This is a genomic window from Arthrobacter sp. MA-N2 (genome assembly GCF_000517125.1).
GTDB lineage: Bacteria > Actinomycetota > Actinomycetes > Actinomycetales > Micrococcaceae > Arthrobacter > Arthrobacter methylotrophus.
This window is the reverse complement of the sequence record NZ_KI912155.1, coordinates 2,263,146-2,285,376: the sequence shown is the minus strand read 5'-3', so window position 1 is coordinate 2,285,376 and position 22,231 is coordinate 2,263,146. Positions and strand designations below refer to the sequence as shown.

Sequence of the window (22,231 nt, the reverse complement as noted above, 5' to 3'; positions counted from 1 at the left end):
GTACTGCGAGCTGTCATAGGAGGGTATCGGAGATGATCCGGGCACCGGGAACAGGGCCGTGTACGGCAAGGGCGTTGTGCCCCAGATGGCGAAGCTCCTCGGCCAGCTCCTCCGCCGCGCGGGGGTTGGGCGCGAGCAAAGCCACGGTGGGGCCGGAACCGGAAACGATCCCGGCAAGGGCACCGCTGGACTCCCCACGTCCGATAGTGTCACGCAATTCCGGGGCCAGCTCGATCGAGGCTCGCTGGAGGTCGTTGATGAGGACTTTACTCAGGGCATCGGGATCGCCTTTGCGCAGCGACTGAAGGATCTTGGCATCGACCTCCAGCGGCTCGGGGATGACGAGTCCCTCGGCGTCACGGAGCCTGTCCAGCGTGTGGAAGACCTCGGGCGTGGAGAGTCCGTAGTCGGCGCAGACCAGGACCCAGTCCATCTGCGCTTTCGCGAGAGCCGGGGACAGTTCGTCGCCGATGCCAAGCCCGACGGCGGTCCCTCCGAGGAGCGAGAACGGTACGTCCGCGCCCAACTCGGCTGCAAGGTGGGCCAGTTCTTCGCGTGACAAGCCGCTGTTCCAGAGGGCATCACAGGCCAGGAGGGTCGCCGCGGCGTCGGCGGACCCGCCGCCCATGCCCCCGGCGACCGGGACGCGCTTGGTGATTTCCAAATGCACGCCCGTGGAGTCCTCCGAGACATCCCGCATGATGGCGGCGGCCTTGTAGGCCAGGTTCCGCTCGTCCAGGGGGATGTCCACCCCGTCGAGGTCCAACGTGCTTGCGGGACCGATGCTGACCGTGATCCCGGGCTCCTCGGTGCTCGTGGCGGCTACTTCCTCGTACAATGACACCGCAAGGTACACGCTGGCGACGGAGTGGTAGCCGTCGGGCCGCAAGGGGCCGACGTTGAGGGAAACGTTCACCTTGCCGGGAGCCCGGACACGCACCGTCCTGGCGACGAAGCGGCCGCGATTCGCGCCGCTGATTGCCGGATTCATGCGTCCAGGGGGTGGCGTGCCTCGGCGATGCGCACGAACGCGTTGATATCGAGAACCTCTCCACGCGCGGTCGGGTCAACGCCTGCGGCCACGATGTATCGTTCGGCCTCTGCCGCGCTCCCTGCCCACGATGCCAGGGCCGCGCGAAGCGTCTTGCGGCGCTGTGCAAACGCGGCATCAATGACCGCGAAGACTTGTTCACGGCTGGCGTGCGTCGCGGGCGGTGTGCCGCGGGTGAAGGAGACGAGCCCGGAATGGATCTTTGGCGCTGGCCAGAAGACATTCATGCCGATGACTCCGGCCTTGCGCATGTGGCCATACCAAGCGGCCTTGACCGAAGGGACGCCGTAGATCTTGGAACCGGGACCTGCGGCCAGCCGGTCGGCCACCTCGTCCTGGACCATGACGAGCCCGTGTTGCAGGCTCGGGAAATGTTGGAGCAGGTGCAGGACCACGGGAACCGCCACGTTGTACGGCAGGTTGGCCACGAGGGCGGTCGGCGGCACGGGAAGTTCGGTGACCTTCATGGCGTCGGAAACGACGAGGTGGAAATCATCCGCCGCCTCCGGGCGCCACGTGCGCACTGTTTCGGGCAATTTGCCGGCCAATACAGGATCGATTTCGACGGCGACGACTGTCTTGGCGGCGTCAAGGAGGCCGAGCGTCAACGAACCCAGCCCTGGCCCGACCTCCAGCACGGTTTCCCCGGGATCAATACCGGCTGCCGCAACGATCCTGCGGATCGTGTTGCCGTCAATGACGAAGTTCTGGCCCAGGGTCTTGGTGGGGCGGACACCGATTTCCTCGGCGAGCCGTCGGATGTCGGCAGCTCCCAGGAGGGGCGCGACGGCGGCGTGTTCGGAATTCGGTTCAGTCACCTAGGTATCGTATCGTCTGCCCGACCGGCGGGAGCGCCCGCCTGTCAGCTGCGTGACGCGAAAAGGCCGGGCCCGAACATTCCGGACCCGGCCAATTTCATCGATGCTTTAGCTGGACGCTGCCCAGCCGCAGCCCCACGGCGAGAGGCCGCGCTGCGCGTAGACGCGGTTCGCGATGTCGATCTGCTGGGCCTTGCTGGCGGCCGCGGCGTTCGGAGCGTAGGCGCCACCGCCGGAACCGATCCAGGTCTGGACGTCGAACTGCAGGCCACCGTAGTAACCGTTACCGGTGTTGATGGCCCAGTTCCCACCGGACTCACACTGGGCTACCTTGTCCCACATTGCTTCGTTCGGCGCGCCAGTAGGACCGGAAGCGCCGGATGCAACAGCCGCGGCAGGGGTCGGCTTGGGGCGTTCCTTGGTTCCGACAGTCACTTTCGCGGGGACCGGCTTGACGGTGACATCGGAGGAGACCAGAGTCCGGGTCGCTTCGCGACCATCCACCAGGACGAGCTTGAACGTCTTGCTGAGCAGCCCGAGGACACCCTCCTGGGTCACGGTCTTCTGGTCACTGAACTGGGTGGAGTCTTCCGTGGTGACGGTGTCGAAAGGAACGTTTTCCGTTTCCGTGGCGGTCTTGCTCGTGTCCACCCGGGAAACCTTGATCACCATGTTCGGGACCACGGGAGCCGAGTTCGGCTGGGAAACGCGATCGTTCGGGCCGAGCGCGACGCCGGCATCGCTGAGGACGGTGCCGACGTCGGCCGCCGTCGTAGTCTTGGAGGAGCTCTGACCGTCCACGATCAGGCTAATCGTCTTGGGGGTCATGATCGAGACGAAGGATCCGGAAACGGCGAGCTGGGTGTCTTTGGGCTGGGAAACAGCCGATGCGCTCGCGACGCCGAGCTCGGAGACGAGTCCCTCGACGTTGGGCGCCGTGGTGTTGACCGTCCGCTGGGCACCGTCAAGGCTGACGGTAACGGCTTTGGCCAGGTTGACGTTGATGATGGAACCGTTCTGCACCGAGGCGTCCAAGGCCGGGGAAACCCGGTCTTCAGCCTTCAGATCAACCTTGGCTGCCTTGACCACTTGGTCAACGGTACTGCCGAAGGTCTGGACGGAACTCACTTTGCCGTCGACGTTGAGGGTGACTGACTTGTTGTTGCCCGTAAAAGCAACCACTCCCAGTACCAGTGCCGAGAGCACCAGCAACTGCGCACCTACCTTGACGAAACTGAACTTACCGCCCGTGGTGAAGAACTTAACCATGTTTGCCCGTAACTTTTGGACCATCCGGGCACGGGGAAAAGCGCACAGGGCTCTCCTGCCGCGGTCCTGGGATGCCGGCCGAAGCCATGCAAAAGGACTGCAGCGGAGTTGTGCGCCGCCACACTCAATTCAACTGAAACACCAATTGCGAACGGAGTAAGTTGTCCGAAGGCCTTCCCCGACCCCGGCTACTGGTTACCCACTGTAACCGAAGCGTTATATAGTGACCAAGATTTTTACATACCGAGTATGTATCGGGACGTCCGTTCAATCCCACGAACCGTACGTTGCCACGGTGTTTGCGGCCAGTTGCGAGCACAGCGTGGAGAGCTCGGTTCCGGTCACTTCAGCCATGGAACGAACGGTGTAGGGCACCATATAGCTCGCGTTGGGACGGCCCCGGTAGGGGTGCGGCGTCAGGAAAGGCGAATCGGTTTCGACGAGCACCAGTTCGGGATCTGCGATGGTCAGGGCATCCCTCAGATTTGCCGCGTTCTTGAAGGTCATGGTGCCCGCAAAGGACATGTACCAGCCGTTCGTGTTGCAGATCCGTGCCAGTTCTTCATCGCCCGAGAAGCAGTGGAACACCACCCGCTCCGGAGCGCCTTCCTCGCGGAGAACCTGGACCACGTCGTCATGCGCGTCACGGTCGTGGATCTGGAGGGTCAGGTCGAGCCTCTTCGCGATATCGATGTGGCGACGGAACGAATGCCGCTGGTGCACCAGGCCGTCGCCGTGGGTGCGGAAGAAATCCAGCCCGGTTTCCCCGATTGCGCGGACCCTCGGATGGGCCGCGAGGTCCTCGATCTCCGCGAGCGCCGATTCCAGCTCTCCGCGGCCTGCATAGACGGGAGCATCGTTGGGGTGGATCGCGACCGCACCGAGGAGCCGCCTGTCCGCCTCGAGGGCCTGGACCGTGAACCTCGAGGACTCAAGGTCGCACCCCACTTGCACCGCACCTTGGACACCCACCGCTTCGGCCTCGTCCAAAGCATCGGAGACCGCGACTTCCAGCAGGCCGTGCCGGAAATCGAGATGGGTGTGGTTGTCCATCACCGGGACCGGTAGCGGCTCGGGAGCAGGCGGGTATTCCTTGCGTGAATCGCCGTTCGCGGGCGCATCATGGGAAACTGCCGCCCGGTATGAGGCCGGCGGGAGGGAAGTGCACATGTTTCCACCCTATCTTTTCCGCCCGTGCGCTTCCTGATCCGTTCCTGAGCCCTTCCTGATCCGTTACTGATCCGTTCCTCCGGAACGTCCCTCTGTCTGCAGCAGGCCCGGGCTGGGTAGTCTGGTACAAAAGGCGGTAAATCCCGGCCAGGGCACCGCGGCCCCGGCTGCGGAGCTGTCATGGCTGAGGGGTTGTCCATGGATTCAAAGCGACACGGTGCCGTTGATGAGCCATTGTTGCGGGACGAGGCCGTTGTTGCCTTGCCATCCGAACGAGAATCCTTCAACGGCCACAAGCTGGCGGTCATGGATACCGGGCAATTCCACACCGCCAGTGAGAAGATCCTGGTGGCCATCAACAAAGTCATCGATGGCAAAGCCGAAGCCGCCACGCTTGCCCTCACAGTGCTCCTCGCCCAAGGCCACCTGCTCGTCGAGGACGTCCCCGGGGTCGGTAAGACGCTGCTCGCCAAAGCCCTCGCCCGCACCATCGATTGCAAGGTCAGCCGCATCCAGTTCACACCGGACCTCCTGCCTTCGGATGTCACGGGCGTCTCCATCTACAACCAGTCGTCTCGGCAATTCGAGTTCCGGAGGGGCGCGGTCTTCGCCAACATCGTGATCGGCGACGAAATCAACCGCGCCTCGGCGAAGACCCAGTCCGCCCTGCTCGAATGCATGGAAGAGCACCAAGTGACGGTGGATGGCCATTCGTACCAGCTGGCCGAGCCGTTCATGGTGGTTGCGACGCAGAACCCCATCGAGATGGAAGGCACCTATCCGCTGCCGGAGGCCCAGCGGGACCGTTTCATGGCCCGAATCTCCATGGGCTACCCGGACAAGCTTTCCGAGATCGAGATGCTCGAGACGCATCAGGCGGTCTCACCCCTCGCCAAAGCCGCCCCCGTGGTCACGTCCGCGGATGTCGCCGCGATGATCGCCACGGTGCAGCAGGTCTTCGTCTCCCAAGCCGTGAAGGAATACACGGTTGCCCTGGGCCGGGCCACCCGGGACAGCGCGCGCCTACGACTCGGAGCCAGCCCCCGCTCGCTGCTGCAGCTGCTGCGCGCGGCCAAAGCGACGGCGGCTCTTGACGGCAGGGATTTCGTCCTTCCCGACGACGTCATTTCCGTCGCCGAATCGGTCTTGGCGCACCGCATCATCCTTGACCGGAAGGCCGCCAGTTCCGGTGACACTCCACAGAGCATCATCCGAGCCATCCTGGCCTCCCTCCCGGTGAGCCAAGACGCCGGCGCGGAACGCCGCGGCAGCTAACAGAACGAATTCGGGGGCACGCATGGCACTGATGGATCTACTTCCGAAACACGTGTTCACCACCCGCGGTTGGGGCTTGCTGGCCAGCGGAGTCGGCGCCCTGTTGCTCGCCCAGATCATGGGGAGACGTGATCTGCTGGCACTTGGGATCCTGCTGTTGGTCCTGCCGCTGGTATCCCTTGCCGGGATTCGTATCCTCAAGCCGCGCTTTCAAGTATTCAGGGAATTCCACCCGGCTTCGGTGGAGGCGGCTTCCACCGCAACGGTGCGGCTTGCGGTTGCGAGGACCGGCGCATCCACCGGCCCGGTGATCATGGAGGAGCAATTGCCGCCGCGTTTCGGCGAGCCTCCGGCCTTTCGTTTTCCCGCACTCGCCGCTTCGGGCGGCACCAGCCGGTATGAATACCATTTGCGCTCAGGCAAGCGCGGCCAATTCAGGATCGGTCCGGTCACGGCCGAGTTCTGCGATCCCTTCGGCTTGTCGTTGCACCGGCACGCGATCGACGACGGCGACCTCCTCACCGTGACGCCCGCCGCCGTCGAACTCCCCGCCACGGGCCTCGCCGGCGCACGCGGAAACGACGGCGTGACTGCCACCCGGATCCGCGCCAATCCCAGCGACGACGACGTGATGACCCGCGAATACCGGCACGGCGATCCCATGCGGCGCGTCCATTGGGCCGCGACAGCGCGGCACGGGGAGCTCATGGTGCGGCAGGAGGAATCCGTCACCACACCGGAGGCGACCATCATCATGGACCAGCGCTATTCCGCTTTCGTGTCGGGCTCTGGAGCCGTATTCGGTCCGGCCCACGAGGACTCCTTTGAACTGGTCAGCAGCGAAAACTTCGAGTGGGTCGTGACGGCGGCCATGTCGATCAGCGCCCACCTTGCCGATCGCAATTATTCGCTGCGTTTCCTCGACGCTGCGGGGTATCCCGCGTTTCGCGGATCCCGTTCCGCACCCTCTCCGGAAGCGGAGGAATACAGTGGTCTGGGCGGGATGCAATCCATTGCCGAAAGCCTCGCCGCCATTCAGCTCAGCGGCCCGCGGCATGTCCATGGCGAGCGTGGCCGCAAAGAAGCCGCCGTCGTCGATGGTGCCGAGGCGCCCTTCGACGACCACCTGATGGACAAGCTCGCGGCACATCGTCTCCGCGGGCCCGTCCTCGCACTGCTGGGCAACATGACGCCCTCCGAGGCCCGTGCGCTGGCGCCTGCGGCCGGCTACGGCGCGAACGCTTTCGCCCTGGTGGTCACCGACCACCCCCACCATGTCCAGCCGATCATCGAAGCCTTGAAGCTGGGCGGTTGGCGCGCCGTCGCCGTAAGTTCCAGAACGGACCTTCCCGCCGCGTGGTCCGGTTTCGATCAAGGGGAGATCCTCGCAGCGGCTGCAGCCGCGATGGATGTCCGGCGTGGCGCGGCGGTGCCGCGATGACAACTACCTCCAGACACGGCCCTCCGGGACGAAGCCCGCACCCGGAGCCGGCAAACCTTGGCGATCATTCGTCCGGTGGCCCAGGACGGACGTCAGGAACGCAGAGCCTAAAGCCAGGGGCTTACCCGTGGGCGATGGCGGCGGCCATTGCCATGGCCGTGCTCGGAGCATCGCTTGCGCTCAACGGGGTCTTCAGGGGCTGGGTGTGGTTGGTTCCTGCGATCACCACGGTGTGTATCGTCGCGTTGGTCTTGGCCGTCCTGCGCACCTTGCGGGTGCCGTCGCTGCTCACGGCTTTGGGCGGCCTCGTCGCTTTGGTGTTTATCCTCGATTTCACCTTCTTCCGGCAGCAGAGCCTGGCGGGATTCGTACCGTCCGGAGCAACCTTTGACACGCTGGGACAATTCCTCCGACGTGCCGGTGACACCGTCGTTTCGGAAACCGCCCCCGTCGCGCCGAACGCCGGAATCGTGTTTGTCGCTTGCGCGAGCCTGGGCCTCGTGGTTGTCCTTATGGATGCTTTGGCGGTTCCGCTGGGCATGCCTGCGACGAGTGGTGTGGGCCTGCTGGCCATCCTCGCTTTCCCGGCGACCATCAAGCCACAGGGCGCGGGGCTGCTTGGATTCCTTGCCGCGGCGATCGGTTTCATCGTGATCCTTGGTTGCAGCCAGTGGTTCGCGCCGGATGCCCGCTTGCAGTCCGACAACGCCCGCGGCACGGGGCAGCCTAAACGATCCGTGGTGATCGGTGCGGCGGCTCTTGTTCTCGGGTTGCTGTTGCCGTTGGCGATTCCGGGATTCGAGCGGGGAACGTTTCCAGTGGGCTCGCGGCTGAACCCTTGGGGGGTGTCCAACGGTTTGAACCCCATGATCACGCTCGGCAACAGCCTGCGGAATCCCACCGGCGACGGCCGCATCACCTATGCCACGAGCTCCACCGCTCCTGTGTACCTGCGTTCAGTCACCATCGACAAGTTCGACGGCGATACCTGGGCACCGGACGATCGCGAAGCCTCCCGGCGGATCGGACCGGGCCGCATGGCGCCGGACTACCCGCTCCCCTCCGAGCTGGTGCGCCAATTGACGGTGGTCGACACCGGACAGGTCATCAGTCCGTACCTGCCGGTCCCCTATGCTCCAACAGCCGTCAACGGGCTGAGCGGACGGTGGTCCTGGGATCCGGCAACACTGAGCATCCGCGGCGAAGACAGCACCACGAGGAACCAGCAATACACGGTATATTCGGCTCTGCCGGCTCTGACATCAGCGGCGTTGGCCCAGGCCAACGCCAGGCCCACGTCCATTTCGCAGGATTTCATCCAGTTGCCAAGCAATGTTCCGGACATCGTAAAGAACACCGCCAACACGGTCACGGCCGGCGCCAATGGCAACTATGCCAAGGCGATGGCGATACAGGACTATTTGCGCTCGTCCCAGTTCAGCTACTCGCTGCAGGCTCCGGTCCAAGGCGGTTATGACGGCAATGGCATGTCCGTCCTGGCTGATTTCCTGCAGCAAAAGAGCGGCTATTGCGTCCACTTCGCCTCTGCCATGGCCGTTATGGCGAGGCTGGAGGGGATCCCGAGCCGCATCGCCGTGGGCTATGCGCCGGGCCACGCCACCGGGGCGACCGTCGCCGTGGCCGGCCAGGAACCGCTTCCGGAGTTCGCAGTGGATGCTCGGGACGCCCACGCCTGGCCCGAGCTGTATTTCGAAGGTGTCGGCTGGGTTGCCTTTGAACCGACGCCTTCACGCGGAGTGGTCCCGAGCTACGCTTCGGATCCTGTTGCCGCGGGCGGCCCGAGCACCAAGCTGCATGAGGAGAACCTGACCCCTGGTGCCGCGACTCCCGCGCCAAGCGTTCCTGCCGTACCGCAGCTTGCCGGGCCGGGCGTTGGATCGGGTGCGGCCACCGGCTCCTGGACCGTCCTGTACGTCGTCGCCGGTGCGTTGCTTCTCGCGGTGTTGGCGGCTTCACCGAGGATGCTCCGCTCGGGTATCCGGGGGCGGCGCCTCAGACCGGCACCGTCCCGCGACAGTGCGGCCTTGGCATGGGCCGAGCTCCAGGACCTCGCCACCGATTACGGTGTACCGCCCGACCCTAGCGAAACTCCGAGGCGTTTTGCCGAACGATTGCGCAACTCAGTTGCGCTCGGAGCCTCCGACGACGTCGGGCAACACGCGGTTGCATCACTCACCGGCGATTTCGAACGGCAGCGTTACGGTCCCCCGGACGGTCCCGCAAGGAACAGCGCAGAAAGGAATAGCGCAGAGCAAGGGAACCGGACCGCGGCTGTCCGGATCGCTGCTGTCCGCACCACGTTGCGTCGCAATGCTTCTTGGTTCGCGGCTTTCCGCGCGGAGTGGCTCCCGCCATCCCTGATGTCCAGGTGGTCCCAGCTCTTCCGCCGGCGTTGACCCCCAACTGACTGGCAGTTGATGTCGTTTTGAGCGCTTATTACGACAACTACTGCCAGTCAGTTGGGATTAGTCTGCGTACGGATCGGCGATGCCGACGTACTGGGTGGTGAGGTATTCCTCGATGCCTTCGAAACCGCCTTCACGGCCCAGGCCGGACTGCTTGACGCCGCCGAAGGGTGCCGCGGCGTTGGAAATGACGCCGGCGTTGAGGCCCAACATGCCCGTTTCGATCCTTTCGCTGACCCGCAGTCCGCGGTTCAGGTCCCGCGTGTAGACATAGGCAACGAGGCCGTATTCGGTGTTGTTGGCGAGGTTAATGGCCTCGTCTTCGCTCTTGAAGGTGATGATCGGGGCCACCGGGCCGAAGATTTCTTCCTTCAGGATCCTGGCGTCCGCGGACACGTTCTTGAGCACCGTGGGCTGGTAGAAGTAGCCCGGACCATCCACCGGGGCACCGCCGGTGACGGCAACTGCGCCGTTGGCAACGGCGTCGGCCACGAGGGCATGCACGCCGTTGCGTGCCTTGCCATCGATCAGGGGGCCCACGGTGGAGTCCGGCTCGGTGCCCCGCGCGGGGTTGAGCGCGGAGATCTTGGCGGCGAACTTCTCGGCGAAGGTATCGGCGATGGAATCATGCACAATGAAGCGGTTCGCAGCTGTGCAGGCCTCGCCCATGTTGCGCATCTTGGCTGCGACGGCGCCTTCGACGGCCTTGTCCAGGTCGGCGTCTTCGAAGACGACGAACGGCGCGTTACCGCCAAGCTCCATGGAGCTGCGCAGGACCTTATCCGCGGCTTCGCGCATCAGGGACTGCCCGACGGCGGTGGAACCGGTGAAGGAAATCTTCCGCAGGCGGTCGTCCTTGATGAGGGGCCCGGTAACTGCGCCCGCTGTGGAAGTCTGGATGACATTAAGGACGCCGGCAGGAAGGCCGGCTTCCTGCATGACCTGGGCGAAAAGCAGGCTGGTCAGGGGGGTGAGGTTGGCGGGCTTGAGCACCATGGTGCAGCCGGCGGCGACCGCGGGAGCAATCTTGCGGGTGGCCATGGCCAGCGGGAAGTTCCACGGGGTAATCAAGAGGCAGGGCCCAACCGGCTTCTTCTGGACCAGGATGCGGTTCTTGCCGTCCGGGGCTGCAGAGTAGCGGCCGCTGACGCGGACGGCTTCTTCGGAGAACCAGCGGAGGAATTCGGCACCGTAGGCTACTTCGCCGCGGGCTTCGGCCAAGGGCTTGCCCATTTCCAGGGTCATGAGAAGCGCGAAGTCCTCAGCACGTGCCGTGACCAGCTCGAATGCCCGGCGCAGGATTTCGCCACGCTCACGGGGAGCGGTCCGGGCCCAGGAAGCCTGGGCTGCAGCGGCAGCGTCCAGTGCGGCGGCGCCGTCCTCCGGGCCGGCGTCAGAGATGCTGGTGAGCACCTTGCCCGTGGCAGGATCCTCGACGTCGAACGTCTTGCCGGATGCCGCAGGCAGCCACTGGCCGTTGATGAGCAACCCGGTGGGAACGGATGCGAGAAGTTCGCTTTCGCGATCGGCGGTAACAGTCACAGTGACTCCTTCGTCAGTCAGCGCAGCTTGTAGAGATGCACCAACACTTGATTTTGTGGAATTACTGCCACCGTACTGCCCGCCGCGAAGCAGTGTCTACGCCTTCGCGCACTGCCGTGGGAACAACAGATTGTGCAGTTGCACAGCCCGGGGTTGGAGCGCCTGCTAGCGCCGCCAGCACAGCCCTAGCGCGCCGCGAGCACGGCCCTAGCGCGCCGCGAGCACGGCAGAGTACAGCTCGCGCTTGCTGATGCGTGCGTCCTCCGCGACGGCGGCCACCGCTTCCTTGAGCCTGACGCCCTTGCCGACGAGTTCATTGACGGCGGCAACATGGTCCTCAGGTTTGCCCGGCTCCTGGTCGGGCGCGCCGGCCACCACCACGGCGATCTCACCGCGAACCTCGTTGTTTTCTGCCCATTCGAGGAGTTCCCGGACGGTTCCCCGGATGACCTCCTCGTAAGTCTTGGTCAATTCGCGGCATACGGCGATGCGCCGGTCCGCCCCGAAGCGCTCGTGCAAAGCACGGAGCATGGGCTCAAGACGATGCGGTGCCTCGAAGAACACCATCGTCCGGCGTTCGCTCCCAAGATCCGCAAGCCGCGAGCTGCGTTCGCCCGCTTTGCGCGGCAGGAATCCCTCGAAGCAGAAACGGTCCGTCGGCAGCCCCGAGAGCGCCAGGGCAGTCAGCACCGCCGACGGTCCCGGAAAGGCAGTGACGAAGAGCCCTGCCGCCACGGCTCCCTCCACGAGGCGGAAGCCGGGGTCGGATACCGCGGGCATGCCGGCGTCGCTCACCATGATGATGGTCTTGCCGGCCCTGACGTAATCCAGCAGTTCCTCGGTCTTGGCGGCCTCGTTGTGCTCGTGATAGCTGATGACCCGACCGGACACGGTGATGCCGAGGGACTGGACCAGACGATGCAGGCGCCGGGTGTCCTCGGCAGCGACGATGTCGGCCGTCTGCAGCAATTCAACGAGCCTGCTGGAGGCATCCCCCACGTTCCCGATGGGAGTGGCAGCCAGAACGATCCGGCCCACGCCGTCAGCAAGCGTAGGAAGCGCCTGCGCCTCGAGGGACTCCGCCGAGTCAGGAACGGTGGTTTCATCCGGAGAGCTCAGCTGTTCAGTCACCCAACCAGCCTAATGCCCCGGCTGCGGCTTTCAGTGAGCGACGGAGGCAAAAGGTAGCATGGGCTGAGTGACCGATACCTCCGTGCGCCCCACCCCGCAAACCTGGCTGATACGGCCCCGCGAGGCTTTCACGGCCCCGGCCCTGCGGACGCGGCTCATTGGTAGCATCCAGAGCTGGCGCGATTATCCGCCGTCGTTGCGGCTGTGGTTCTGGCTGATCCCCACCATCACAGCCGTGATCGGCGGGATCCTGCGTTTTGTCCGCCTCGATGCCCCGCACAGCCTCGTGTTCGATGAGACCTACTACGTCAAGGACGCATACTCCCTCCTGGTCAGCGGCTACGAACGGAGCTGGCCGGACAAGGCCAACGACGCTTTCAACGCGGGTAACCCCAACGTCCTCCTCGACTCCCCCGAGTACGTGGTACATCCACCGGTCGGAAAATGGATGATCGCCTTCGGGATGTGGCTTTTCGGTTCGGACAATTCCTTCGGTTGGCGATTTTCCGCGGCCCTGACCGGCACCCTTTCCATCTTCCTCATTGCCCTGATTGCGCTGAAGCTCTTCCGTTCCCACATTCTGGGCGCGGCCGCCGGGCTGCTGCTAGCCGTCGACGGTCACCATTTGGTCATGTCGCGGACTTCCCTGCTGGACATCTTCCTGATGTTTTGGTTGCTCGCGGCCTTTGGTGCCTTGCTGATGGATCGCGACGACGGCCGGCGCCGCTTGGCGGCACGGCTCGCTGCGCTGGCGGGTGCGTCGAAGGACGGCCGGCCAACGGCGTTGCAACTCGCCTCGGGGCCGTGGCTGGGATTTCGCTGGTGGCGACTGGCAGCCGGCGTTTGCCTCGGCCTGGCCGTCGGCACCAAATGGTCGGCATTGTTCTTCGTGGCCGGCTTTGGCTTGATGACCGTCTTCTGGGACATGAGCGCGCGGCGCATTGCGGGTATCCGGAGTTGGCCGAGCGCCGGGATCATCAAGGACGGCGTGCCGGCATTCCTTACCATGATCCCGGTGGCTGGAGCCGTGTATTTGTCCACATGGACCGGCTGGTTCCTTTCCAAGGACGCCTACTACCGGAATTGGGCGGATACGAATCCCTCCGCCACATGGGGATGGATTCCCGGGCCGTTGCGCTCCCTTGCCTACTACCACCTGCAGGCCTACAACTTCCATCAAAGCCTCAGCTCGCCGCATCCGTATTCGGCGAGCCCGTGGACCTGGTTGGTGATGGGACGGCCCACGTCCTTCTACTATGAGTCTCCCAAGCAAGGAACGCCCGGTTGCGATCTGCAGAGCTGTACTTCCGCGATCCTCTCGGTGGGAAACCCGGTCGTCTGGTGGGGAGCCACGATTGCGCTCTTCGTGGTGTTGTTCTGGTGGGCGGGGCGGCGCGATTGGCGGGCTGGGGCCATCCTGGCCGGCGTCGCGGCCGGGTACCTGCCGTGGTTCATGTACCCGGACCGGACCATGTTCTACTTTTATGCCCTGTCCTTCGAGCCTTTCTTGGTCCTGGCCCTCGTCTACGGATTAGGGCTCGCCTTGGGCAGGAGCGACGCTCCCCCGTGGCGCCGACGCTCGGGGCTCTACGTCGTGGGCCTGGTGGTGGTTCTCGCCGTGCTCTTGTCAGCGTTCTTCTATCCGGTGTGGACGGCGGAAGTCATCAGCTACCAAGACTGGCGCATGCGTATGTGGATGCCATCCTGGATCTGATCCTCGCCAAATCCGTCAGTAGCTTGCCGCTCCATTCCTGACCCTTTTTGAATCTGAAAAGCCGATATCGACGGCGCGTCGCCGGCGTGTCGCACAATTTCCACGTCAAACAAGGTCAGGAAGGTTCCCGCTATTTTTCCAATGTGACGGCCTCGTTCTTGGGAGGTAGTCCGCGACGACGGCGGGTAGGCCACGTAAAGATGAGAGTCAGCAAGGCCGCGACAAAGACCATAGCGCCGATCGCAATTCCGGCGTCCATCCAGAACTGTCCGGGGAACAAGCGGATCAACGTGTCATCCAATGAGAATGTCCATGTGCCGTTGGCGAAGAAAATCCGGTGGAACTCCGTGAAGAACTGCTGCCAGCCCATCGCCGCGAGTGTGCCAAGTCCCACGATGAGCACCAGTGTGGCGATCGAACCGGCGAACAGTCCACGGCGAATTCCGCCCTTGCTGCGTTTGCGCAGGTACAGCATCGCGATGATGCCAATGATGACCATGAGGGCGCCGGCACCAAAGGCCGAAAGCATCACGGTCTTGACGTCGGCCATGTGAGAGACTTCGCCCTCTTTGAACAGCTTCTCGCCGTTCTGGTTGACAAGATCGCCCAAGTACCGGGGCCCTGACCAGTTGCTGAGATAGTCCACGGCGTAGGAACCGTAGGTCATCCGGTCATCGGCGTTGAATCCGTAACCGTCACCGGGGAATCCAGGCCGGTAGTACTCCACCCAGAGGAACAGCGGGCTCGTCACTGCGCGGATTGCCAGCACCAGGAGGACCACCGGGTAGAAGACGGCCAGGATGACCTGGAAGATGCGCGGTGCCACGGGCTTGGCATTGGCAGCCTGCTCGCGCTCGTGGTAGCGACGTTCCACCTCGGCTTCCGCGGGCCGTACTTGAAGGGCCGACGTCGGCAAAGGCTCGGCGAAGAGCGCCGGTTCTGCGCCGGCGTCCGCAGCTTCGGCAGCTTTACGGTCCGCCCGGCTCTCGGGCTGCTGCCCGGTCACCGGCTGTCCTGTCACCGGCTGTCCTGTCACCGGCTGTCCTGAGGCGGAATCCGGCGTCGACCTGGCGTCGGGCACGCGCTTCGTGGAAGAGTCCTCGGCAATGTCAGCGCGCTCCGGTTGTGCGTCCTCGGCCATGGACTTGGGGGCAGGTTTCATCCAGTCGAAGGCCGGCTCATCACCGTCGTCGTGGATATCCGCGTCCTGGTCTTTGGGGATCGGGCTCTTCTCGGTCACTTCGATTTCACTTCCGTAGGATTCACATGCCGGAGCAGGAACGGGCCGCTGGCAATCTTCTCTGCCTTCGAGCCTACAGTCAGCCCTCGCGGAGAGACGAGGAGCCACCCCGGCGAAGCCGGATTGAGACCTGACCCGCGTGCCGTCAGGCGGCTATTTCCCGGTAGCCGGCATCGTTGATGTCCAAGTCACCTGTGGCGCCTGCGCGGAACGCCCGTCCGCCCAGCGCCAGGGCATAGACCCAGTATGCAACGAGAACGAACGAACCGATCAGGATCTTGGCCCACACCGGAAGCGCGCTGGGCGTCACGAAAGCCTCCACGAGTCCGGACACGAACAGGACAAATACCAGCCCCAGCGCCACTGTGATCAGTGAGCGCCCCTCGTCCGCCACGGCCTGCATCCTGCGCCGCGGCCCGGGGGAAATCAAAGCCCAGAAAATGCGGAGACCGGCCGCGGAGGCGATGAACACGGCCGTCAGCTCCATGAGGCCGTGGGGAAGGATGTAGCTGAAGAACACATCCATCTTCCCTGTCGCCGCAAAGACACCCGCAGCGACCCCCAGGCCCTGTGCATTCATGAAAAGCATGGCCGGTACCCAGAAACCCGTGACCCCTAAAGCCACGGCCTGCGCCCCGATCCAGGCATTGTTGGTCCATACAGCCCCCGCGAAGGACGCGGCAGGGTTCTCCGAGTAGTAGCCAACAAAGTCTTGGTCGACGTACTGCTTCACGGCACTGCTGCTTCCCAGCGCCCTCAACGCCTCCGGGGACGTCGCGATCCAGAGTGTATAGCCCGCGGCCACGAGGCAGAAGAACACACCGCACCACACTGTCAGCCAGCGCAAACGGAAGAACGCGGCTGGCAGGGACACCACGAAAAAGCGCGCAAGGTCTTCCATGAAATTTGATCGGGCTCCGGTAAACCGGGTGCGCGCCTGGGCCAAGGCCGCCGACAACGATGCGGTAAGTGCGCTCTCAGGGGCCACGGAGCGGATGAGGGATAAATGTGAAGACACCACTTGGTACAAGCGCAAAAGCTCATCGGCATCGCCGCCGTCCAGGCGCCGTTTGCGCGCAAGTTCGTGCAGCCTTGACCATTTTGGCCCGTTAACGACGGAGAAGGCATCCATGTCCACGGCTCTACCCTAGTACTGCCCTTCCGAAAGCAGCCCCCCGCTCCCCACCCTTGTCCGCAGTTAGACTCGATCCAGCGGGAGCCATCCGGTCCTGCGACGGCGTGGCAGTTGTAGGGGGCCGTGTGGGTTCGATCATTACTGGTGAGGCCGTAGTCCTTGAACTGCGGCCGGCATCGTTCGGGGCCAGGGCCCTCGGACTCATGCTCGATGTCCTGGTTCATGTGGTGTTGCTCTTCGCTTTGCTGTTCCTGCTCGGCATGGTGGCGCCGGACCTGGACGGCGCAGCCGCCCGTGCCATGGCCCTGTCCAGCGTGGTGCTGTGCCTCGTGGTCGTTCCCGTGGCGGTGGAAACGTTGAGCCGAGGCCGTTCGCTGGGCAAGCTGGCTACCGGGCTGAGGATCGTGCGCGACGACGGCGGATCCATCCGCTTCCGGCATGCGGTGATCCGGGGGCTGATCGGCTTCCTGGAGATCTACGCGACGTTCGGGGGACTAGCAATCGCCGTGGCGCTGTTCAACGACAAGTCGAAAAGGCTCGGAGACGTCGTCGCAGGAACCTACTCGCTCAGGCAGCGTGTTCCGTCCGAACCGACCATCCTGCCCTACGCTCCTCCGCACCTGCAGGCTTGGGTGGGAAGCGCGGATATCGGCAGGGTGCCCGACGGTACGGCGCGTCGGGCTTCGCAATTCATCCAACAGGCCTCCCGGATGGCCCCGGAATCGCGCTCCAGCCTGGCCGCAGCCCTGGCAACTGAACTGGCAGCGTACGTCGCCCCGCCGCCACCGCCCGGAACGACGCCGGAAGACTATCTGCACGCTGTGCTGGGCGAGCGGCGGATCCGGGACCTGGAACGGCTGCGCCGCGCGGAACAACGCAGCGCCATTGTCGGGGATCGGCTCAACAGGCTCCCGTTCACTCGTTAGCCAAGCGCACGGGACGCAAGGTTCGTCCCGCCGTCGGGCACAACTGCAGCATGTCCCGGCAGCGCTCAGCGCTTCGCGTAGCCAGCCCAGGCGATGTTCCAGTCACCGAAGCCTTCAAGTGGTTCGACCACCGGAGCGCCGGTGTTGAGGACTTGCACCACATCCCCGGGCGCCATGTTGTTGAAGAACCAGGCGGCGTCGGCCGGGAGCAAACCCACGCAGCCGTGGGAGACGTTGTAGGAGCCGACGGCTTCGTAGGCGGACGGGAGCGCCTGGTGCACATAGACCCCCGAGTTTGTCAGCCGGTTCGCATGCTCCACGACCAGCGGCGGGTAGTAGCCTTTGTCGCCGGGCTTTAGCCCGATGGTGCCCGCGTTGAAGTTGGAGTGGCGCTCCTGCTCCATGATCACGGCGTAGCCGCTGGGCGAGAGCCAATCCGGGCCGCCGAGGGTGACGGGAGCGGTCTTGACGAGTGCGCCGTCGAAATACACCTTCATGGTCTTGGTGGTGTCGTCCACCACCGCGATCCGCTGCGGACCGGTCCGGAACGTGGTCTTGACATTGGAGTTTCCAATCATTCCGTTGCCAAAATCCTTGCCGAACAACGGCATGTCCACAGTGACGCTCGTGTTCGCTGCCCAGAACTCCTTCGGACGGATGCGCACCTTTCGGTCCGAGTACCAGCGCCAGGCTACTTCCTGGCCGGAGGAAACACTGATCTTCACGGTTGCTTCCATGGCGGCCTTGTCCGCCACCGGCTCGCTGAAGTTGATGTCGATGGGCTGTCCCGAACCGACGGTGGACCCATGTTGGGGGAACACGGTGGCATTGGCCTCGTTGGGCGTGGACACTGTGGTGAAGCTTTGGGTCTTCCGGAGTTCCCGTCCTGCGCCGTCAACAACGGTGAACCTGTAGCGGTACCCGGTGTTGAATGCCAAGGCATCCAGCGCGGACCAAGTGCTGCCGTCAGCACTCATGGTTCCCTTGATGGCCTTGCCGCCCGTGACCGGGACGAGTTCAACGTCCTTTAGCGTGCCGTGCACGGCCTTCACGGAAGGCCCGACGGCGGGATTCACTTCGCGGGCCCCGTCAAGGGGCGTGATACCCAGTTCCACTGCTTTGACGACGGCGGACGCCAGTCCTGCGCCGGAGCGCTGCGGTGATCCTGATTCGGATTCCACCACCGTGCCCAGCCAAGCAGGAGCGGTGGCCACACCGATACCTCCGGCAGCAATAGCGGCACACATCCCCATGATCCCGAGAATCTTCCCGGTCCTGCGTTTCCCTTGCAGCGCCATAGTGCAACTCCACATCCCCCAGCAGACCGCCTCCCCCAAGACTAGCCACCAATTCTACCCGAGGTACTGATGCGTCCCGGGCAGCGGCGGCCTATCAGTTGGCGTACTGCGCCCAGGGAATGTTCCAGTCGCCGAATCCGTCGTCGAAATTGGCATAGTCACCCTGGGTATTGACGACTTGGACGACGTCTCCGGTTGTCATGTTGTCGAACACCCATTTCGCCCCGTCCGGTCCCAATCCAACGCAACCATGGGAAAGGTTCGTGACGCCGATGTACGGCAAGGCGGAGTCCGTTGCCTGGTGAATAAACTCACCGCTGGGTGTCAGGCGCGTGGCGTAGTTGACGTCAAGCTGTCCGTAGTAGGCCGGATCCCCTGGCTTGAGGCCAATGGTGGAGGCATCCATATGTTCCACCCGGTACTTCTCCATCAGCACCAAGTAGCCGCGTGCGGAAGGGAACCTGGTGTCGCCCATGGTGTCCGGCCACTCGCCCACTTGTTGGTCGTTGACACTGACCGTGAACGTATGGGCGACTGCATCGGCCACCGCCACCTTCTTATCACCGATCTTGAAGGTGTTCGTCTTATTGAAGTTGCCGATCTGGCCGTTGCCGAAGTCCACCCCGAAAAGCTTGAGGTCCACCGTCACGGTGGTGTTCGCTGCCCAGAAGTTCTCCGGACGGTAGCGCACCATGGTGTCGCTGAACCAGTGGAAGGCCCCCACTTGGCCCGACGTGGACGTGACCTTGATGGCCTTCTCCACAGCGGCCTTGTTGACCACTGGTTCGCTGAACGTGAGCTGGAGCGGCTGCGCCACGCCTACTTTGGAGCCGTCCAGCGGGTACATGGCGGCGTCCGCTTCGTTCTGCGTGGAAACCGTCGCGAAAGAACCGGTCTTCGACGTTGCACGGCCGGCAGCGTCTGTCACCGTGTAGTTGAACGTGTAGGAGGAGTTGAACTCGAGGGGCGTTGACGCGGCCCAGCTGAGGCCGTCCGGAGTCAACGCGCCGTCGACCGTCTTTCCTTGGGTACTCGTCAAGGAGACCCTGTCCAGCGTTCCGTCCTTGACGGCGATCGTGACAGGCGCAGCGGGATTTACTTGTTTGGCCCCGCTCGCGGGCGAAGCAACCACGGTGGCCGGCTTCACGACCGGCAGCACGGCAGCCGCTTCGCTACGCTCACCGGATGATCCCTCGGACTCGATCGCTGCACTGGCCGCATGCGGGGCCACGGCAGCGAACGTGCCGCTCAGCGCAGCAACGAGGCAGACCACTACGATCCAGGCCGCTTTCCGGAACCTGCTTCGCTTCGCATCGGCGGTGACAATAGTGTGCACCGCGCCCTCGCTTTCCGTGGCGTCTGCATGCTCGCCGTCAGGATAAAGACCCATGTTTGATTTCTCCAAAAACTCACGTCCCCCAAAAAACTCACGCCCCACAGCCGCATCTTAAGGGGCGTGGCTTGACATTGGCTGGGAACTGCCTTCCCGCATGTTCCCAGCCGATGTTCTCAGTACCGGTAGTGCTCCGGCTTGTACGGCCCGGCAACATCAAGATCCAGGTATTCGGCCTGTGACTTGCTGAGCTCGGTCAATTCCACGCCCAGTGCATCCAAGTGCAAGCGCGCAACCTTCTCATCGAGGATCTTGGGCAGGACGTAGACCTGGTTCGAGTATTCACGCTCGGCCTCGGATTGGTCCTTCTTGGTCCATAGCTCGATCTGCGCGATCGTCTGGTTGGCGAAGGAGTTGCTCATGACGAACGAGGGGTGCCCGGTCGCGTTGCCCAGGTTCAAGAGGCGGCCCTCGGAAAGCACAATGATCGACCGCTCGTCGCGGCCATCGGCTGCAGCGAACACCCACTCGTGCACCTGAGGCTTGATGTCGACCCTTTGGACGCCGGGGACCTTTGCCAGTCCGGCCATGTCAATCTCATTGTCGAAGTGGCCGATGTTGCCCACGATCGCTTTGTTCTTCATCCGCAGCATATCGGAGGCCATGATGACGTCCTTGTTGCCTGTGGTGGTGATGAAGATGTCGCCTTGTTCCACTACCGAGTCCAACTTGGCCACCTGGTAGCCGTCCATGGCTGCCTGCAGTGCGCAAATGGGGTCGATTTCCGTCACGATCACACGCGAACCCTGGCCGCGGAGCGCCTCCGCGGCGCCCTTGCCGACATCGCCGTAACCGCAGACTACGGCCACTTTGCCGCCCATGAGGACGTCCGTGGCCCGGTTGATGCCGTCCGGAAGCGAATGGCGGATGCCGTACTTGTTGTCGAATTTGCTCTTGGTCACCGAGTCGTTGACGTTAATGGCCGGGAAGAGAAGCTTGCCTTGTTCGGCGAGTTGGTAGAGGCGATGCACGCCTGTAGTGGTTTCCTCGCTCACCCCGCGAATGCCGGCGGCGATGCGCGTCCACTTCTTCGGGTCCGCGGCAAGGCTCTTGCGCAGGACATCCAGGACAAAGGCATACTCTTCGGGGTCGTCTTCCGTGGCGACTGGCACGGCACCTGCGGCTTCGAACTCGACACCCCGGTGGACCAACAGCGTCGCGTCGCCGCCGTCGTCGAGGATCATGTTGGGGCCCAACTCCGGGTTGGCGTCCGCGCCCGGCCAGCTGAGGATCTGCTCGGCCGTCCACCAGTATTCCTCAAGAGTCTCGCCCTTCCAGGCGAACACCGGAACACCTTGGGGATCCTCGGCAGTTCCCTTGCCGACCACGACGGCGGCAGCGGCCTCGTCCTGTGTGGAGAAGATGTTGCAGGAGGCCCACCGGACCTCTGCGCCGAGCGCCGTCAGCGTCTCAATAAGCACCGCGGTCTGCACCGTCATGTGCAGAGACCCGGCAATGCGTGCACCCTTGAGCGGCTGGCTCGGACCGAACTCGGCGCGTAGCGACATGAGGCCCGGCATTTCATGCTCGGCCAGGCGGATCTGGTGCCGCCCGGCTTCAGCCAGGGAGATGTCGGCAACCTTGTAGTCGAAAGTCATGGAAATCCTTAGAAATACCGAATGGTTGAGGTCAGTGAGGGCTCAGGCGTGCTGGTCAGGAGCGTTGACGGCGGCCCGCAGTTCAGGCGGCAGGAGCAAGGGGATTCCGTCCTGGATGGCGTAACGGAGCTTTTCACCCGAGGCGGCCGCCGCCGTCGAGACAAGTTCCTCGCCGTCCTGCTCCAGCGGAGACCCGGTCACCGGGCAACGCAGGATGGACAACAATTCAGGACTGACCTTTGGCATGGTTGGAGCTCCCTGGATGGCACCATCACGGGCGCCGCTTTGGACTGATATGCAGCTTCCAGAGTACAACCCGGCGGCGCTGGGAACCTTGTCACAAGAGTCGGACGGCGACACATGGGGTCAGCCGCCGTGATTCCCGGTGGTCCAGGCTGTCAGGAAGGGTCAGGATGGATCACGCAGGATGCGCAGGTGACGCCTGGTTCCTTCCACGGGGCTTGGCCCGTCAAAGGGGGTGCGGAGCGTACGGTGCTCGGGCGCCGCAGGCGCCGATGCGGCTTCGCGCACAGCGTTGGCCAGAGCAAGGAGATCGTCAGGTCCGGGCTGCGGCGGCGAGGACGGCATGGCGAGCCGCATGACTTCCCAGCCCCTCGGCACCGTCAGCGACTCCGCATGCTGCGCGCACAGATCATAGGAGTGAGGCTCGGCATAAGTGGCCAACGGACCTAGCACTGCCGTGGACTCGGCGTACACGTACGTCAAAGTAGCCACCGCGGATTGGCGGCAGGCGGACCTGGAACACTGACGAATTGCACCCACAACATCCCAGATTAGCCGCTC

Annotated in this window: 18 protein-coding genes; 5 read left to right on the top strand and 13 right to left on the bottom strand. The window is 63.9% G+C overall.

The features are described 5' to 3' along the window. Positions 1–13: 13 nt before the first annotated feature. The 4 genes from A3M3_RS0111395 to A3M3_RS0111380 form a co-directional block, all read right to left on the bottom strand. Positions 14–991, bottom strand: coding sequence for a 4-(cytidine 5'-diphospho)-2-C-methyl-D-erythritol kinase (locus A3M3_RS0111395; protein WP_028266435.1), 978 nt, complete (start codon positions 989–991; stop codon positions 14–16). Then, a complete protein-coding gene (rsmA, locus tag A3M3_RS0111390; protein WP_028266434.1) occupies positions 988–1,869 on the bottom strand; it encodes a 16S rRNA (adenine(1518)-N(6)/adenine(1519)-N(6))-dimethyltransferase RsmA in 882 nt (293 codons plus the stop codon). The genes A3M3_RS0111395 and rsmA overlap by 4 nt, the downstream gene beginning before the upstream one ends. A gap of 108 nt (positions 1,870–1,977) precedes the next feature. Further along, positions 1,978–3,138 (bottom strand): resuscitation-promoting factor, encoded by a 1,161-nt coding sequence (locus tag A3M3_RS0111385; RefSeq protein ID WP_028266433.1) that lies wholly within the window; start codon positions 3,136–3,138, stop codon positions 1,978–1,980. A gap of 267 nt (positions 3,139–3,405) precedes the next feature. Then, positions 3,406–4,308 carry a TatD family hydrolase gene (locus tag A3M3_RS0111380; RefSeq protein ID WP_028266432.1) on the bottom strand — a complete coding sequence of 301 codons (903 nt, stop codon included), beginning with the start codon at positions 4,306–4,308 and terminating at the stop codon, positions 3,406–3,408. Positions 4,309–4,506: 198 nt separating this feature from the next. Here A3M3_RS0111380 and A3M3_RS0111375 point away from each other — a divergent pair, with 198 nt between their 5' ends. The 3 genes from A3M3_RS0111375 (at position 4,507) to A3M3_RS24790 (ending at position 9,441) form a co-directional block, all read left to right on the top strand. Beyond that, positions 4,507–5,583, top strand: a complete 1,077-nt coding sequence (locus A3M3_RS0111375) for an AAA family ATPase (RefSeq protein WP_028266431.1) — start codon at positions 4,507–4,509, stop codon at positions 5,581–5,583. A 22-nt stretch (positions 5,584–5,605) separates the two neighbouring features. Continuing rightward, the gene (locus A3M3_RS0111370) at positions 5,606–7,024 is read left to right on the top strand and encodes a DUF58 domain-containing protein (protein WP_028266430.1); all 1,419 of its coding nucleotides are present in this window, start codon (positions 5,606–5,608) and stop codon (positions 7,022–7,024) included. A 134-nt stretch (positions 7,025–7,158) separates the two neighbouring features. After that, positions 7,159–9,441 carry a transglutaminase TgpA family protein gene (locus tag A3M3_RS24790; RefSeq protein WP_051423127.1) on the top strand — a complete coding sequence of 761 codons (2,283 nt, stop codon included), beginning with the start codon at positions 7,159–7,161 and terminating at the stop codon, positions 9,439–9,441. Positions 9,442–9,510: 69 nt separating this feature from the next. Here the strand turns inward: A3M3_RS24790 and A3M3_RS0111360 are convergent, their stop codons facing one another. Both A3M3_RS0111360 and rsmI read right to left on the bottom strand, forming a co-directional pair. After that, positions 9,511–10,992 (bottom strand): NAD-dependent succinate-semialdehyde dehydrogenase, encoded by a 1,482-nt coding sequence (locus tag A3M3_RS0111360; protein ID WP_028266429.1) that lies wholly within the window; start codon positions 10,990–10,992, stop codon positions 9,511–9,513. Positions 10,993–11,199: 207 nt separating this feature from the next. Then, a complete protein-coding gene (gene rsmI / locus A3M3_RS0111355) occupies positions 11,200–12,030 on the bottom strand; it encodes a 16S rRNA (cytidine(1402)-2'-O)-methyltransferase (protein WP_028266428.1) in 831 nt (276 codons plus the stop codon). Between the two features lie 160 nt (positions 12,031–12,190). On the opposite strand from rsmI, the gene A3M3_RS24785 reads away from it, so the two are divergent. Next, positions 12,191–13,837, top strand: coding sequence for a dolichyl-phosphate-mannose--protein mannosyltransferase (locus A3M3_RS24785; RefSeq protein WP_051423126.1), 1,647 nt, complete (start codon positions 12,191–12,193; stop codon positions 13,835–13,837). 130 nt (positions 13,838–13,967) lie between these two features. On the opposite strand, the gene A3M3_RS24780 is transcribed toward A3M3_RS24785, so the two are convergent. Next, the gene (locus tag A3M3_RS24780) at positions 13,968–15,077 is read right to left on the bottom strand and encodes a TIGR01906 family membrane protein (protein ID WP_035741655.1); all 1,110 of its coding nucleotides are present in this window, start codon (positions 15,075–15,077) and stop codon (positions 13,968–13,970) included. Positions 15,078–15,222: 145 nt separating this feature from the next. After that, on the bottom strand, positions 15,223–16,215 hold the full coding sequence (locus A3M3_RS0111340) for a stage II sporulation protein M (RefSeq protein ID WP_028266427.1): 993 nt from the start codon (positions 16,213–16,215) through the stop codon (positions 15,223–15,225). A 122-nt stretch (positions 16,216–16,337) separates the two neighbouring features. Here A3M3_RS0111340 and A3M3_RS0111335 point away from each other — a divergent pair, with 122 nt between their 5' ends. Next, entirely contained in the window at positions 16,338–17,138 is an 801-nt protein-coding gene (locus A3M3_RS0111335) for an RDD family protein (protein WP_028266426.1), read from the top strand. A gap of 65 nt (positions 17,139–17,203) precedes the next feature. Here the strand turns inward: A3M3_RS0111335 and A3M3_RS0111330 are convergent, their stop codons facing one another. The 5 genes from A3M3_RS0111330 to A3M3_RS27465 all read right to left on the bottom strand — a co-directional run bounded on the left by A3M3_RS0111330 (position 17,204) and on the right by A3M3_RS27465 (position 22,210). Next, positions 17,204–18,436, bottom strand: a complete 1,233-nt coding sequence (locus A3M3_RS0111330) for a L,D-transpeptidase (protein WP_028266425.1) — start codon at positions 18,434–18,436, stop codon at positions 17,204–17,206. Positions 18,437–18,530: 94 nt separating this feature from the next. After that, positions 18,531–19,826 carry a L,D-transpeptidase gene (locus tag A3M3_RS0111325; protein ID WP_081736780.1) on the bottom strand — a complete coding sequence of 432 codons (1,296 nt, stop codon included), beginning with the start codon at positions 19,824–19,826 and terminating at the stop codon, positions 18,531–18,533. Positions 19,827–19,945: 119 nt separating this feature from the next. After that, the gene (gene ahcY / locus A3M3_RS0111320; RefSeq protein WP_028266423.1) at positions 19,946–21,427 is read right to left on the bottom strand and encodes an adenosylhomocysteinase; all 1,482 of its coding nucleotides are present in this window, start codon (positions 21,425–21,427) and stop codon (positions 19,946–19,948) included. Between the two features lie 42 nt (positions 21,428–21,469). Then, positions 21,470–21,673 (bottom strand): Trm112 family protein, encoded by a 204-nt coding sequence (locus A3M3_RS0111315; RefSeq protein WP_028266422.1) that lies wholly within the window; start codon positions 21,671–21,673, stop codon positions 21,470–21,472. A 162-nt stretch (positions 21,674–21,835) separates the two neighbouring features. Further along, a complete protein-coding gene (locus A3M3_RS27465) occupies positions 21,836–22,210 on the bottom strand; it encodes a DUF3499 domain-containing protein (protein ID WP_081736779.1) in 375 nt (124 codons plus the stop codon). Between the last annotated feature and the right edge of the window lie 21 nt (positions 22,211–22,231).